Source organism: Caldanaerobius fijiensis DSM 17918 (assembly GCF_900129075.1).
GTDB classification, from domain to species: domain Bacteria; phylum Bacillota; class Thermoanaerobacteria; order Thermoanaerobacterales; family Caldanaerobiaceae; genus Caldanaerobius; species Caldanaerobius fijiensis.
In genome coordinates this window covers 1-14,993 of sequence record NZ_FQVH01000009.1, presented here as the reverse complement: position 1 = coordinate 14,993, position 14,993 = coordinate 1, and the positions used below count along the sequence as shown (strand labels likewise).

The following is a 14,993-nucleotide window of genomic DNA, read 5'->3' as shown; positions in this document are numbered from 1 at the left end:
TTCACCTCTTTATCCTATTTTCCATGCAGGCACCTTTTCTGCCAGATGACACGAAACCATATCATCTTCATAATTCCTTAAAATTGGCTCATTTTGCTGACAAATTTCTCTGGCATATGGGCAGCGCGGATTAAACCTACACCCCGGAGGTGGACTGGTAGGATCCGGCATATCCCAGCTGCGCAACGGAAGCTGCTTCATATTTCTGGCAATATCCGGATCAGGTATGGGAACTGCCGAAAGAAGCGCCTGAAGATAAGGGTGGTGGGGATGTGATAGTACCTTATTTAACTGACCTGTTTCTATAATTTTCCCCAAATACATCACAGCTATACGGCCGTTCGATGCTATGTACCTTGCAGTAGACAAATCATGGGTTATATAAATAAAAGCAATACCAAATTGTTTATTCAAATGTGCCATGAGGTCTAATATAGATATCCTTAAAGACACGTCGATCATAGATACCGGTTCATCGGCTACTATTAACTTCGGCCTTAAAGATATAGCTCTGGCCATTAATATCCTTTGCCTCTGCCCACCGCTCAATTGGTGCGGAAATTTTTCTAAGTAAAGCTCTGGCGGCGTTAGTTCAACAGTCTCTAATAACTCGCATATTATCTCATAAGCTTGTTTACGATCTTTTGCAAAACCATTTCTTATTATAGGTGCACTCAATGACTGATATATAGTTCTCGTTGGGTTTAGAGCTGCATATGAATCCTGATGTACCATCTGTACGTTCCTTCTAAACTCTTTAAATTCCTTCTTGTTAAGTTTTGAAATATCTTTTCCTTGAAAAATCAGGGACCCTTTTGACGGTTTATATAATCCACAAATAGCTTTCCCTAATGTGGTCTTGCCACAACCGCTTTCACCCACCACAGCTATTATCTCTCCAGGATAGATATCCAAATTGACACCTGAAACCGCTTCAACCGTCTTTGGTTTCCCAATAAAGCCTTCCCTGTGCTCAAATATTATATATAAATCCCTAATTGACATCAGCGGATCCATCTTTTAACGCCTCCTTATCATACAAGTGGCACGCCACCAGGTGCTTATTACCTAAATCCTTCATGCAGGGTTCGTATTCTCTGCAGTATTCATTAGCCAAAGAACATCGTGGGTGAAAACGACATCCTTTTGGAGGCGATATCATATCTGGCGGTAAGCCTTTTATTGCTTTCCGTTTGCTTACATCGTCAAGCAACGACGGCGCTGCATTTAGCAATCCTCTCGTATATGGGTGTTTAGCATTATAGAATATCTCTCTAATATCACCTACTTCTACAATCTTCCCTGCATACATAACCGCCAAACGATCAGCGATTTTAGCCACTATAGCTACATCGTGAGTAAACATCAGCATGGTAATACCCGTATCTTTATGTAATTGCACAAGTATGTCAAATATATAGGCCTGGGTTATCACATCCAATGCCGTTGTAGGCTCATCTAATATAAGGAGTTTTGGATTTAGCAAAAGGCTCAATGCGATTATAACTCTTTGCTTCATACCTCCGCTGAGTTCATGGGGATATGACTTTAAAACCCTTTCAGGGTCCAGCCTTACATAGTCCAATAATTTGGAGGCTCTTTCATATATCTCTTGATCAGTAGCACTCCTATGGGCTTTATAGGTCTCTAAAATTTGATCTTTTATTTTTACTACTGGATTTAAAGAGTTTTGAGCCGCCTGGAAAACCATGGCTATTTCATTCCACCGGTATTTGCGCATTTCTTCCTCGCTTAGCTTTAATAAATCTACGCCTTCAAATAATATTTCAGAACCTTCTACTATAATCCCAGGGGTTTGTACTACATTTAATATCGCTGAAGCAAGAGTTGATTTCCCACTGCCGCTTTCACCCACTACAGCTGTTATCTGGTTTTTATAAACATCCAATGATACACTATCAACAGCTCTCAATACACCTCTCCTTGTATAAAATTCCACTGATAAATTCCGTATCTGTAATATCTCATCCATGATAACCGCCCCTATCCCCTTAATCTCGGATTTAAAACTTCATCCATCCCATAGGCGAAAAACAGACAACCTAATTGAAACAATATAATGCAGACAATGGGTGAAAGCACATAGAATAAAGCATTGGGATCAAATACTCCTCCCGATTGGGATATAGCTAGATTCAACATCATACCCCAGTTAGTTGGTGAAAAAGGTATTAAACCTAACAACATCAATCCAATACTCGCGGTTATAGCGCCTCTCATAATGAATATAAAATTTACGGCTATGTATGAAGTCATATTGGGTAACAGCTCATTAAAAACTATATGAAACACAGGTAAATCCATTAATTTTGCCGCTTCAATGAAGTCTCTCTGCTTTAATGACATTACCTGAGACCTTACAGCTCTGGCCAGACCACCCCATGACCATATACTTAAAACGATAGCAAATGTTACCGGGTCTTGAATACGTATTAAGGCCGATAATATCATCATCACCGGAAAGCTAGGAATAGTGAGCATAATATTAGTTATGAGCATTAATACAATATCTACTTTACCACCTGCAAAGCCTGATATCATTCCTATTAATAGAGCTAAAAAAGTAGTAAAAAGAGCTGCCAAAAATGCGATTATCAATACGTCCCTTGAACCGTGGACAATTTGAGCAAAGACATCCCTGCCCACGTAATCGGTCCCCAAAATATGTTTAGCTGAGGGCCATTGAAATCGCTGGTCAAATCTTGCCGTCATATCTAATTTTACAAAAAAAGGTCCAACCAAAGCCATAATCAAAAAAGCAAACAGGATGATAAATCCGGCCAATGCTCTTTTGTTTCTTTTAAACACCTCGTACATCCTTAACACAAAATCCATAATCCAATCACTCCTCGATTTTGATTCTGGGATCCAGTGAAGAATAAAGGAGGTCAGCTATAAAATTGGCCACGATGACAGTAATGGTTGTGAGCAAAAACAGACCCTGCATTAATATATAATCTCTCCTGCTAACCGCCTGGCCAAAAAAGTAGCCAATACCCGGATAGCCAAAGGTATTTTCCACCAGTGTTGAACCACCAAACATCATAGCAAAGGATATAGCCAGACTGGTAACAAGAGGCAATATGGCATTCCTTTGTATATAATTGTGCATTATTTGATTATGGGGAATGCCTCTTGCTTTGGCAGCATTTACATAATCTTCACCTATGACACTTATGGCACTACCCCTCATGGATAAAGCCCACGACCCCAGTTGCGTAAGAGTATAGGATAGAATAGGAAGTACTGCGTAGTAAAGAGCACTTAATATAAAGGCCAGATTAAACCCCGGCTGAACATAAGGACTATAAGCTCCCCTCTGTGGAAATATATTTGTGTTTATAGCCAACAATATAAGTAATAATAGTGCCATGATATAATCGGGTATAGCATTGGTTATAACCGCATAAAAAGAAACCACGGGATCCAGTAAAGATTTCCTACGCCATGCCATATTTATACCCAGCCATACCCCTATAAAAAAGCTCAGTAATAGAGATATACTTAACACAAAAAGAGTCCACGGCAATGCTCCAAAAATGATCTTGCTAACAGGCATATGGTATACCATAGATTCTCCAAGATTTCCCTTTAAAATTCCAACCATATATCGAATATACTGTTTATTTAAAGGTTCATTGGGATCATAGTTGATCATAAGCTTTACCTGTTCATATGCCTGTTGATAAGTTATTCCCCTGCTTTGGGCCAGTTCAACAGCCCATTGTTTTATAGCATCACCTGGCATCATATGTATAAGGGTAAACGTAAAGGTAATGGCAAAAAAAATGGTAATTAGCGCTATAATAACTCTCTTGACAAGTACCTGTATGCGCATGATCCGTACCCTCCAGTATTAATATTTGTCTTGCCCCAGTATGGGGCAAGACATACAATCAACGCGGCTTCAGCTGACCATTGACGATCATCTGCCAGCCTGCATAATAAATCAATGGATCGTCCTTATCAGGCCAGCCCTCAACATATTTGGTGTTTATCCACACAGGCTGCTTTTTCTCTAAGAAATCCATAAATATTACATTTTCATTGGTGACAAACACCAATTTATTTATAATCTCCTTTTGAGCCTGCTCATCTAATGTAACGGCCAGCTGCTTAATGCTTTCAATCACATCCACATCTTCACCATTGGGTCCTTTAAATTTCTTGGTCATCTTGGCATTGGGGTCATTGCGATTTATCAAGCCCAATTCCCTTGCAAGGCCATTGTATATCCTGTTAAATGTAGTAAACGGATGTGATGCAAAGCCCCACGCACCAACGCCAAATTCTATGGCCATATCGTAATTGCCTTTATTAAGCATATCCCAATACTGAGCATTATCTATGGTTCTGACCTTTGTAGGTATTCCAAACTGCGTAAGCTGCGTAGCCATATTCTCTGCCGCCAGGACCCAGTCGCTCCAACCACCAGGCACGCTGATTTCATACTTCATAGCCTTTCCTGACTTATCCCGCCATATATTATCAGAACCCTTACTATACCCTGCTTCTTTTAAAATGCTCTCAGCCTTAGATGGGTCGTAGGTAAATTTCGTTAATTTTTCTTGAAAGTCGGGCGTAAGCCATCTATCCTTAATCGAAGGCAATATACCATATGTTGCCACATCATTTACTGAACTAGAGTAATATAACGATACCTCTCTTACGGTATCTCTATTTATTGCGTACACAATAGCTTTGCGGAAATTTAAATCATTAAAAGGTGCCTTTTCCATATTAAATATCAGGCTAAACGTGGTAAGATCCGTTTCAGGATACATCTTTATATAGGAATTTTTTTGCAGTATCTCATCCATAACATTCTTGGGACCGACTCTTCCTGCATAATCAAGTTGCCCTGATCTTAACAACGACCACGCCACTTCATTAGTAGGCACTTTTACATATCTCACCTGGTTAAAATGTACATTTTTTGCACCCCAATATTGATTAAATTTCTCGCATATGATGTCAGATGCTGTAACCGTTTTAACCTTAAATGGACCCGTACCCAAAGGCAATTGTGGTTTAAATGCCTGAAGATCTGTTCTTATTTTAGAAAGCGCTTTATTGGACTCCTCATCTAACTGACCTTTGGCATCCCTTTTGCTTATATATGGCTTAACCTGGTCTCCCCACTTGCCGTAAATGTGATATGGTGCAACTTCGCCGTCTTGAGATACCAAAAATTTGTTCATTATTGTAGGTTGTTTCCATTTAAAAACTACCGTATAGTCATCGGGAGCTTCAATAGAATCCAGATACGTCCATATCATCCATCCTGACAAAAATCCCAGATAATAATTGTTCAGTACGTCTTTACTTGTAAAAGGCTTACCATCTTGCCACACCACACCTTTTCTCAGATGTACTATGGTCTCTGTACCCTTGTCTTCCATGGATTCACCCAATCTGGGATAATATTCGCCTGTAACCGATACCCACTGAAATAGCGGCTCAAAAACTACACCACCTACCGGCCCTATACCTCCAGCAGCAAACGGATTCCCATGGTACACAGGCGGCGCATCCCATATACCACCGTCTATCACCAGCCTCTTGTCCTTATTGACCAAAGATCCCCCTGAAGTATTTTCCTGAGTTGTATTAACCTTTGCTGTCCCAGAAGTCTGCTCTGTTGAAGACTTTTTACAGCCTACCAGAAAAATCGACAGCAAAAATACTACTGCCAATATTAGTGACAACCTTTTCATAATGCTTGACATACCTGACCCTCCTTTTATAAGTTTATTAGTTTATTGCGAAACCCCAAAAGACTCTAAAGTATTGGGTTTCGCGTTATATTTTCAAAGGATTTCCTCGCTTTTGCCTAATTTCATATATAGCAAACCTACTCCCATAAGAGATCGGAGGAAATCCTATGAAAACGACAATTATTAAGTCACAATCTTTTCCAAGCCTCTAGCTCTATTTAATTACTAATTATAGTTTAGTCTACTGTGCAGAGATTTTCAAAGTTCAAATTTGGCCAAATTCATTGAATATTCGCTGTTTTTTTTTTTTTTCTGAATATTACTCATGTTTTCTCGTTTTTTCTCCATTTTTCTCTTATATGTGTTTAAAATACCTTTATTCCCATATCAAACGCTATCATGCTTTTATACATCCCATAAAAAGTTCTATTTATGTACCTTTTTATCTTCATATTTTCATTTTTTATTTTATAATCCGCTTATGGCGTTCGTACCCTCAAACAAATTTTTATTACAGTACATTATATATATATCAATCTCTAAATATTACTCTAATCTTTCGCATATTAAACATATGCTTATTTATTTGAAATCTTATTCTTTTTTCAGCGTATAAAGGATAACAGAACAAGAAAAAAAGGTCGAAGTACACTGAAAAGATAATTGAAGGTAAAAAAGTCAAAGTATTATTTGAAAAACAAAAAGCACAGGCCAAACATCATAGGCCTGTGAAAATTTGAATTTTCACTAATTTTACAGTCCATCAAATATAACTATCATTTTGTATATTTATATAATGAAAGTTCCTCAAGCATCGCTTTTATATTCTCCAGCGGCGTATCAGGCATAATACCGTTTCCCGCCCCTAAAAGCAATCCACCTTCAGGTTTATAAAAGATGTCGATTACGCGATGGATCTCATTTCTGACGTCTTCAACGCTTCCCTCGGGTAAAACGTGCTGAACATCTATTCCGTAAAGAAAAGATATCTTATCCCCATATGTGGAAGCTATATAAACTTCATCCATGCATCCTTTTTGTATTGGATGCAACACGTCCACTCCCGCTTCTATAAGATAATCCATAAGCTTGGTATTATCACCGCAGGAATGCAGCCATACATGCATGCCTTTTGAATGTACATACGAAACAAATTCTTTATAGAGTGGCAAATACAGTTCTTTAAAAATAGCCGGAGACATCATCGGACCGGTCTGGTGCCCCAAATCGTCAGAAGTAAAAATGCCATCAAAGCCTAATTGGGCATATCGATCTACAATCACTTTATAAAAATCTAATAACTTTTCTCCTAGTACTTTAAGCTTATCCATATTTTCATAATAATCGATCATCAGATTTTCCATGCCCCTGATAGCCCAGAAACGCTCATGAAATAGCCTCCACCAACAACCTAGCTTGTATCTCCCATCTGCATGTTTAAGAGACTTTTCTACTGCATCGAAATTGCCTGGTTCATTGGGATTGGGGAAATCTTCTAAAAACCAATCAAATTCGTCCCAATCCAGCAGTTCATATGTTTCTCCTATACTGTGTTTTATACCGTGGCTATAATCCTTATAACCCCAACGGTAAGACGGATTATTATTTGAACTTATATGAAATCCCGGTTCTAAATACCATGCATCAAAAATATCATCAGGATAGTTTGAGGCAAGTGCTTCAAGTTTAGAACCATATTTGTCCATCAATCCAGCTCCCCAAAACTTATGAAGAAACAAAGGAATGTTTTTCCCACCTTTTCTCTCAATCGCCTTGATTACTTCTTCCCTGCTCAACGGCTCCCGAACCATTTTAACCCCTCTCCCTACAATAAATTATTAGATTTTCCAAATCTTAAATACAAGTAATCATCTTTATTCATCACAATCAATATAGCAAAATTGGCCATATCTTGCAACAAAAGTATCATTTAGACAAAAAAATAAATAATTCCGGCTATCATCTTCCCCTTAAGGAGAAGATTCTGCCGGAGCAAAATCTTATTTTATTTATTCTTCATGGCATATATTATAAACATCCTGGAACCTATAATTGTTACTATATTAGCTACCAGCGCTATAACCAAGATAACAAATTCTCCTGACTCTATACTTACAAAAGCCATGTTTATCAGGCATAAAACCGAAAGAAATATAGAAAAAAACATTATTATTTTACATAGGCCGATTCTTGCATCATTTCCCATTTCGGCACCTTCTCCACAAGATGGCATGCAACCATACTGCCATTAATTTCTCTTAGCTGAGGTTCTTTATTCATACATATGGATTCAGCGTAAGGACACCTGGGATTAAACCGGCATCCCGTAGGTGGATTGGCCGGATCCGGCATATCCAGACTCTTTAAAGGTAAAGCTTTTATGGTCCGTGCCAGGTCCGGATCTGGTATAGGCACAGCCGACAATAAAGCCTGCAAATAAGGATGAGAAGGATTCCTCAATACTTCATTTAATTTTCCTGTTTCAACTATTTTGCCTAAGTACATAACAGCTATGCGCCCGTTGGAAGCTATATATCTAGCTGTAGCAAGATCATGAGTAATATAGACAAAAGCGATTCCCAGCTGTTTGTTCATATTTGTCATCAAATTCAAAAGAGATATCCTCAAGGATACATCTACCATAGATACAGGCTCGTCGGCCACGATCAACTTTGGTTTAACAGAAATCGCTCTGGCTAGAAGCAACCTTTGCCTCTGCCCACCACTTAATTGATGTGGATATTTATCAAGGAACTGTTCAGGTGGAGTAAGTTCAACCAATTTTAACAGTTCATATAACTGATTTCTTGCCTCTTTCGAATTTTTAGCCAACTTATGCCTTATAAGGACATCTTTTAGAGATTGGAAAATGGTTCTCGCGGGATTAAGGGCCGCAAAAGAGTCTTGATGTACCATCTGCACGCTGCGCCTGTATTCCTTAAATGACCTTCCATCCATCTTCCATATATTCTTACCCTCAAATTTTATTTCACCTGAGGTGGGTCTGTATAGACCTGTTATAATCTTACCCAATGTAGTTTTACCGCATCCGCTCTCGCCAACTACCGCCAGTATCTCTCCCGGATTTAGCTGAAGGTTTACATCGACTACGGCTCCGATATTTCTACCTTTGCTAAAAAGGCTTTTTTTACTGGTAAAAACCATACTTACATCGTGTAATTCCAGGAGTGTGCTCATAGATTCACCACCTTTTCATTGTACTTCAAACACGCTACCATGTGTCCTTCTGATACCTCTACCAGAGAAGGATGTGCCTCACGGCATATACCAATGCACTGATCGCACCTGGGATTAAATCTGCATCCTGGCGGGGGATTTATTAGATCAGGAGGAGAACCAGGAATAGCCCTTCTATTGCTTATATCATCTATAAGAGACGGTGCTGCGTGTATAAGCCCATATGTATACGGATGCAGTGGATTATAAAATATATCCCTGACACTTCCCACCTCAACTATCTGACCTGCGTACATAACACCAACCCTATCGGCCACTTTAGCCACTATTGAAACATCATGGGTTAAAAATATCATGGTAATGCCAAGATCTTTGTGTATTTTCTGTAATATTTCAATAATATAAGCCTGAGTAATGACATCCAAAGCTGTGGTAGGTTCATCCAGTATCAGTACCTTGGGATCTAATATAAGGCTCAAGGCTATGATTGCCCTTTGTTTCATCCCACCGCTGAGTTCATGAGCATAGGAGTTCAACACGCGGTCGGGGTCTAATCTCACGTATTCCATAAGCTCCGCAGCTTTATCCAATATCTGCTTTTCTGCTCCTTTACTATGAGCATAGTAAGTATCAAGTACCTGGTCTCTTATCCTTATAACAGGATTCATGGCATTTTGAGCGGCCTGAAATACCATTGCTACATCCTTCCACCTGTACTTTCTAAGTTCTTCGTCGGATAAACTCAAAACATCTTTGCCGTTGTAAAGAATCTCTCCATGGGTAATCTGTCCTGGGGATGATACCAGGTTTAAAATCGCTGTAGCTAGAGTAGATTTCCCGCTGCCGCTTTCGCCTACCAAACCAAATATCTCTCCACTATATATATCCAATGAAACATTATCGACTGCTCTTAATGTTTTCCCAGAAAGATCAAAATCTACACTAACTTCCTTTATCTGAAGAATCTTCTCTGTTTTGTTCACTATCATCACCTTCCCCTCAACCTGGGATTAAGTGCCTCATCAAGTCCATTGGCAAAAAACAAGCAGCCCATTTGGAAAAACATAATTGCTAACACGGGAACCAAAAAGTATATTATAGCACTTGAGCCATATATGGCACCCGTCGTCGTAACTGCCATATTCAACATCATCCCCCAGTGAGAAGCCTGGAAAGGAACTAAACCCAGTACCATCAAACCAACGCTGGCCGTTATAGCACCTCTCATCATCATAATAAAGTTTATGGCTATATATGAAACCATGTTGGGTAACATCTCCTTAAATATGATGTGTATTAATCCCATGTCCAATATTTTACTCGCTTCTATAAAATCGCGATTCTTTAAAGATAGAATCTGTGACCTAATAGCTCGCGCCAAACCTGCCCACGACCAGATGCTCAACAATAAGCCAAACGTAATTGGGTCACTAATTTTGGCTACCATAGAAAGTACCATCATTATAGGGAAGCTAGGAACTGTTAAAACTACATTAGTTATCAACATTAATACTGCATCCACTGTTCCTCCTAATGTACCAGATATTGTACCAATTATAAATGCTATAATAAGTGTAAAAAAAGCTGCTAAGAAAGCTACTAATAATACATTTCTAGAACCATGTACAAATTGAGACAATGTATCTCTGCCTGCGTAATCAGTTCCTAAAGGATGTTTAAATGATGGTAATTGTAAACGCTCTGCATAATTCGTTTGTGTTGCAGGGGGAATAATATATGGTCCTACCAATGCTAAAAATAAAAATATTAATAAAATAATCATTCCTATAAATGCTCTTTTATTTTTTTTTAAAACTATCCAAATATTTACTATGGAAGCCATTAATTTTGAGCCCCCTCTCTTATTCTTGGATCAAGCACGTTGTATAGTATCTCAGCAATTAAATTAGCAAGTACAACAGCTATCGTAATCATAAAAAACATTCCTTGCATCAGCGGATAATCACGTCTCCCTACTGCCTGGTTTAAAAAATATCCTATGCCAGGATATACAAAAATATTTTCTATCAAAGGCGAACCTCCAAACATCATTCCAAAAGATATTGCCAAATTTGTAATAAGTGGTAATAAAGCATTACGTCCAACATAAGTTGTTATTATTCGTCTATCAGGCAACCCTCTGGCTTTAGCTGCCATTATGTAATCTTCTCCTAAAATGCTTATAGCATTTCCTTTCATTGTTAATGCCCAACTTCCCAAACTTGTTAAAACATATGCAGAAATAGGCAAAATAGCATGTTCTATAACACTAATAATATAACCTGAATTAAAACCTGGAATAACTGAAGAATCATATGGGCCTCTAGAAGGAAGCCATTTTAAATTAACTGCAAATATAATTATCAAAATCAAACCAACTATAAAATCTGGCAGAGAACCTGCTATAGAAGCATATACTGATATCATAGGATCAATAATAGTTTTGCGTTTCCAAGCTATATACATACCCAAGGAAATACCAATAACAAAAGATACCAATAGTGAAATCGAAAGAATAAATAACGTCCAGGGCAAAGCACCTGCTATTACCGAAGTAACAGGTTTTCTGTAAGACATGGATTCTCCTAAATTTCCTCTTAATATACCCGCTACATATTTTATATACTGATTTAACAAGGGTACATCTGGATCATAATTAAGCAAAGCTTTTGCTTTAGAATAAGCATCTTGATAGTCAAGGCCTTGATTTCGCATCATATCCATAGCTAAAGTTTCTACAGGATTTCCCGGCATAAAATGTATTACCACAAATGTTACAGACAATGAAAACAAAATAGTTATTATAATTAATAGCAATCTTTTCACCCACATATTTTTTCGCCTCCTAAAACCTAGTTAAAGCACACCTAAGCACAATACCAAACGTTGACTAATTATCAGTAGTTGTTGCAAAAACAACAACTACTGATAATGATCATTTTTTATAATAAAATTTTCCTAGTTTAATTAACTTAGCAATAGGTCTCATACCTGCTCCACCATACCATTCTGGCGCTTTTGGATCATCTGGATAACCAGTAAGATTTGTGTTGTAAAGTTTCCATGGTGCAGTTTTTTCCCCAATGGGCATAAAAGGAACATATTCATTAGTTGCTTGAGCAAGCTTTCGGACAATTTCTTTTTGCCTATTAACATCTTGTGTATAGAACAATTCATCAATTAATCCTACTGGTTTAACAACATCTCCATTTGAAAGCTTTATTGTTATATCCAAAGGTTTCGTATCCTTAGGACTTCTAAAACCTAACCTTACTGCACCATCTACATATAGGTTCCTATATGCTTCCCATGGATAACCATAAGAACCTATCCCAGCTCTAAAATCAAAACTTATCATAGCTCGACCTGTATCAAGGTATTCCCAGTAGGCACTTAATTCCATAGCTTTAAAAACAGTTTTTAAACCAAATTTATTAAGTTGGTTTGTTATTGCATCTCCACAAAGGAAGAAGATAGGCCACGAATTCATAGAAGCCACTTCTAATTGAACAAGTTGGCCTTTTTCATCACGCCAAAAACCATCAGAACCTTTTTTCCATCCTATTCCTTTTAATAGTTCCTCTGCTTTAGATGGATTGTAAGAATAATCCGTTAAACTATTTAGAAAATCACCCAACCATATATCTCTTGCCGACGGAACTAAACCTGTTATATAAGTATCTGGTGTTTGTGTCCCTGGTTCTGCTATGTCTAATAATGCTTTTTTATTTATAGCGTATACGATTGCCTTTCGTACAACAGGATTATTAACAGGATATTTACTCGTATTAAATTGCATTGATGGTTGACTATATTCTGGTATCCACATAATCTTCATATTTGGATGATTTTGTTGTATTTGTTTAAATACATCAGGTGTTGATCCATGAGGTTCGCCATCATATCTTCCAGCCATAACCATTGACAAATATGCTTCTAAGCTTACATAACGCTGTATTCTTATCTCGTCTATTTTTACATTCTTTGCATCTCTAAACTTTGGATTTTTAGTTAAAATTGCCTCCGATGCCGTAACATTTGAGACTACATATGGCCCAGTACCTACAACTTGAGTTACATCTGGCTTGTACTTATATACATCTTCTCTAATTTTCGAAACCGCATCGGATGTTGCTTGATCTAAGTTACCTTGATTATCTCTTTTGGCTGTCAGGGGAGCCAATTGATCCGCCCATTTACCATATATATGATTAGGTGCGTTTATAAAATTACTAAAAGCCATAACTGATAATATTGGTCCAGGATTCCTCCAAGTTATAACCACGGTATAATCATCAGGAGCTTCTATAGTATTTACATATTTCCACATTGGCCAACCAGCCATAAAGCCCATATAATATGACGTTAAAACATCTTTACTAGTAAAAGGTTTGCCATCACTCCATACTATACCTTTTTTTAAACTTATAATTGTTTTATTACCTTCTTCTTTAAAAGACTCACCAAGCATAGGTATGAACTTCGGTTGTGGAAATGGAACATACTCAAATAACCTATCAAATACATACTCACCTATTCCACCCAATCCTGGTGGGGCCCACGGATTACCGTGTATAGATGGTGGTGGGTCAAAATAGTCGCTGGTAGTAAAAGTCGACTTGCTTGAAGATGCTACTTTTTTACTGGTAGTAGTCTTTTTTTGGTTTCCACTGGAAACCGTGGACTGGTCGGGTGTACCACAAGCTGATAAGAGAATCGAAAATACCATCAAAAGCGATAATACAACAGCCAGCCTTTTTAATAATGGTTTCAAAAGTTTTACCCCCTTTAATAAATATATTTTCATCTTTCTAGAACAAAAAAATGTTTTCCCGATAATCTATAACATCCCCTCCTTTGTCAATGCTTTTTACCTGCTGCCCCAATTGATAGTTTCATTGTATCGGGAAAACAATATCACGTAAATAATCAATAACTCATTTCGATATTCAAAATCTTACACATGGATCTCAATTTTCTCAGGTCACGTCTCAATTATCTTAGATTGTAGACTGCTCCTGTATCTGCCAGGTGTTATACCCATTTCTTTCTTAAAGAGCCTTATAAGCCTATTGTCACTTCCAAGTCCAACTTTTGCCGCGATTTCGCTTAAAGACATATTTACATCGTTCATATACTCCTTTGCCTTTTCAATTCGTATTTTTGTTATATAATCATTTAAATTCTCTCCTGTCTGTTCCTTAAAGAAATAAGAAATATAAGAAGGATTCATATTATAATATTCAGCAATGCTCTGCACACATAGATTTTCATCTGAATAATTGCTATTTACATAGTTTATTATTTTATCAAGTAAAATTCTGTTATGACTCCTCCTATTGTGTTGAATATAATTACATATAATTGTATAAATGCGGGTAAGTTCATCATACATATCTTTAGCATTATCGCACGTTAAAAGATGAGATATCGGATCAAATTCTTCACAAAACACCTCTTTATAATCTATTTTGATCTCATCTAATGTCTTTATAGCCGTGCTCATTATATCAAAGAACAAACATTGAACAAGTTTATACGGAAGCCTTCTGTTGTTAAAGTTCTCATCAAACAGATGAGAAAGCAACTTCTCTACATTTTGCTTATCTCCAACCTTTACACTATTGACCAATTGCTGTTCCACATCAAGAGGATAAAAATAATTTTTATTATTTTCTTTAACATCTTCATAATTTATTATTTTACCTTTGCCCATCACTATTTTATAGTCACATGCTGCCACCGCATCATTGTACGATATATTAATATTTTCAATCCCCTCGTATAATATGATTTGTAATCAACCAAAAAGGTCGACCTTTAACAAGATTAATAAAGATCTTTGATATTTAAATATTGTTTCTTTAAATTTCACCATGATTAAATCTATCAAGTGCCACTTGATACTTATGCATACATCGCATAGCTACTACCCATGTTTGGGAAGATGGGTTGTCAAGCCCGAACGCAGTGAGTTCATTTTAGGCTTGACTACTCATCGACCAAACATATAATCCTCTCTGCGATGTATGCTCGATTGCTGCATTTTGTATTGTA

13 protein-coding genes are annotated in these 14,993 nt (G+C 37.4%); all 13 read right to left on the bottom strand.

Annotated elements, in window-relative coordinates:
- Window positions 1-9 precede the first annotated feature (9 nt).
- Complete coding sequence (locus tag BUB87_RS05350; protein ID WP_073342473.1) at window positions 10-1,017, bottom strand: oligopeptide/dipeptide ABC transporter ATP-binding protein; 1,008 nt, start codon at window positions 1,015-1,017, stop codon at window positions 10-12.
- Window positions 995-1,993, bottom strand: coding sequence for an ABC transporter ATP-binding protein (locus BUB87_RS05345; RefSeq protein WP_073342470.1), 999 nt, complete (start codon window positions 1,991-1,993; stop codon window positions 995-997). The genes BUB87_RS05350 and BUB87_RS05345 overlap by 23 nt, the downstream gene beginning before the upstream one ends.
- Before the next feature lie 11 nt (window positions 1,994-2,004).
- On the bottom strand, window positions 2,005-2,856 hold the full coding sequence (locus BUB87_RS05340) for an ABC transporter permease (RefSeq protein ID WP_073342468.1): 852 nt from the start codon (window positions 2,854-2,856) through the stop codon (window positions 2,005-2,007).
- A 7-nt stretch (window positions 2,857-2,863) separates the two neighbouring features.
- On the bottom strand, window positions 2,864-3,859 hold the full coding sequence (locus BUB87_RS05335; protein WP_073342465.1) for an ABC transporter permease: 996 nt from the start codon (window positions 3,857-3,859) through the stop codon (window positions 2,864-2,866).
- 58 nt (window positions 3,860-3,917) lie between these two features.
- Complete coding sequence (locus BUB87_RS05330; RefSeq protein WP_073342462.1) at window positions 3,918-5,750, bottom strand: ABC transporter substrate-binding protein; 1,833 nt, start codon at window positions 5,748-5,750, stop codon at window positions 3,918-3,920.
- A 764-nt stretch (window positions 5,751-6,514) separates the two neighbouring features.
- On the bottom strand, window positions 6,515-7,549 hold the full coding sequence (locus tag BUB87_RS05325; protein ID WP_073342459.1) for a uroporphyrinogen decarboxylase family protein: 1,035 nt from the start codon (window positions 7,547-7,549) through the stop codon (window positions 6,515-6,517).
- A 194-nt stretch (window positions 7,550-7,743) separates the two neighbouring features.
- The gene (locus tag BUB87_RS14350) at window positions 7,744-7,944 is read right to left on the bottom strand and encodes a hypothetical protein (protein ID WP_073342457.1); all 201 of its coding nucleotides are present in this window, start codon (window positions 7,942-7,944) and stop codon (window positions 7,744-7,746) included.
- Window positions 7,908-8,936, bottom strand: coding sequence for an ABC transporter ATP-binding protein (locus BUB87_RS05315; protein WP_073342454.1), 1,029 nt, complete (start codon window positions 8,934-8,936; stop codon window positions 7,908-7,910). Before BUB87_RS05315 ends, BUB87_RS14350 begins: the two co-directional genes overlap by 37 nt.
- Entirely contained in the window at window positions 8,933-9,925 is a 993-nt protein-coding gene (locus tag BUB87_RS05310) for an ABC transporter ATP-binding protein (protein ID WP_073342451.1), read from the bottom strand. The genes BUB87_RS05315 and BUB87_RS05310 overlap by 4 nt, the downstream gene beginning before the upstream one ends.
- Window positions 9,925-10,779, bottom strand: a complete 855-nt coding sequence (locus BUB87_RS05305) for an ABC transporter permease (RefSeq protein ID WP_073342448.1) — start codon at window positions 10,777-10,779, stop codon at window positions 9,925-9,927. Before BUB87_RS05305 ends, BUB87_RS05310 begins: the two co-directional genes overlap by 1 nt.
- Window positions 10,779-11,768, bottom strand: a complete 990-nt coding sequence (locus BUB87_RS05300; protein WP_084110931.1) for an ABC transporter permease — start codon at window positions 11,766-11,768, stop codon at window positions 10,779-10,781. Before BUB87_RS05300 ends, BUB87_RS05305 begins: the two co-directional genes overlap by 1 nt.
- Window positions 11,769-11,871: 103 nt before the next feature.
- The gene (locus BUB87_RS05295; protein ID WP_073342445.1) at window positions 11,872-13,710 is read right to left on the bottom strand and encodes an ABC transporter substrate-binding protein; all 1,839 of its coding nucleotides are present in this window, start codon (window positions 13,708-13,710) and stop codon (window positions 11,872-11,874) included.
- A gap of 210 nt (window positions 13,711-13,920) precedes the next feature.
- Window positions 13,921-14,679 (bottom strand): helix-turn-helix domain-containing protein, encoded by a 759-nt coding sequence (locus BUB87_RS05290; protein ID WP_073342442.1) that lies wholly within the window; start codon window positions 14,677-14,679, stop codon window positions 13,921-13,923.
- Window positions 14,680-14,993: the final 314 nt, after the last annotated feature.

Bases quoted from the DNA above. Each gene is read 5' to 3' on its own strand.
- BUB87_RS05350 (WP_073342473.1), bottom strand. From the start codon at position 1,017: ATGGATCCGCTGATGTCAATTAGGGATTTATATATAATATTTGAGCAC.
- BUB87_RS05300 (WP_084110931.1), bottom strand. From the start codon at position 11,768: ATGTGGGTGAAAAGATTGCTATTAATTATAATAACTATTTTGTTTTCA.
- BUB87_RS05345 (WP_073342470.1), bottom strand. From the start codon at position 1,993: ATGGATGAGATATTACAGATACGGAATTTATCAGTGGAATTTTATACA.
- BUB87_RS05325 (WP_073342459.1), bottom strand. From the start codon at position 7,549: ATGGTTCGGGAGCCGTTGAGCAGGGAAGAAGTAATCAAGGCGATTGAG.
- BUB87_RS05315 (WP_073342454.1), bottom strand. From the start codon at position 8,936: ATGAGCACACTCCTGGAATTACACGATGTAAGTATGGTTTTTACCAGT.
- BUB87_RS14350 (WP_073342457.1), bottom strand. From the start codon at position 7,944: ATGGGAAATGATGCAAGAATCGGCCTATGTAAAATAATAATGTTTTTT.
- BUB87_RS05305 (WP_073342448.1), bottom strand. From the start codon at position 10,779: ATGGCTTCCATAGTAAATATTTGGATAGTTTTAAAAAAAAATAAAAGA.
- BUB87_RS05340 (WP_073342468.1), bottom strand. From the start codon at position 2,856: ATGGATTTTGTGTTAAGGATGTACGAGGTGTTTAAAAGAAACAAAAGA.
- BUB87_RS05330 (WP_073342462.1), bottom strand. From the start codon at position 5,750: ATGTCAAGCATTATGAAAAGGTTGTCACTAATATTGGCAGTAGTATTT.
- BUB87_RS05335 (WP_073342465.1), bottom strand. From the start codon at position 3,859: ATGCGCATACAGGTACTTGTCAAGAGAGTTATTATAGCGCTAATTACC.
- BUB87_RS05310 (WP_073342451.1), bottom strand. From the start codon at position 9,925: ATGATAGTGAACAAAACAGAGAAGATTCTTCAGATAAAGGAAGTTAGT.